1 rRNA gene is annotated in these 333 nt (G+C 49.2%); it reads left to right on the top strand.

The features are described from left to right. Window positions 1-18: 18 nt before the first annotated feature. A 23S ribosomal RNA gene (locus tag GCN78_RS28985) occupies window positions 19-333 on the top strand; the annotation flags it as partial.

Raw genomic sequence — 333 nt, 5'->3', positions numbered from 1 at the left:
CAGAGGCTAACGTTATAGGGACAAGCGAATAAGTGCACATGGTGGATGCCTTGGCGATTACAGGCGATGAAGGACGTAGTAGCTTGCGATAAGCTGCGGGGAGTGAGCAAACACACTTTGATCCGCAGATTTCCGAATGGGGCAACCCACCCTTTTAGGGTATTGCATACTGAATACATAGGTATGCAAGGCGAACGCGGCGAACTGAAACATCTAAGTAGCTGCAGGAAAAGAAATCAACCGAGATTCCCAAAGTAGCGGCGAGCGAAATGGGAAGAGCCTGTACGTGATAGTCGGACCGATAACAGAATCCTCTGGAAATAGGAGCCATAG

This window comes from Janthinobacterium rivuli (assembly GCF_009208735.1).
Taxonomy (GTDB): domain Bacteria; phylum Pseudomonadota; class Gammaproteobacteria; order Burkholderiales; family Burkholderiaceae_D; genus Janthinobacterium.
This window is presented reverse-complemented; position numbering and strand designations above follow the sequence as displayed.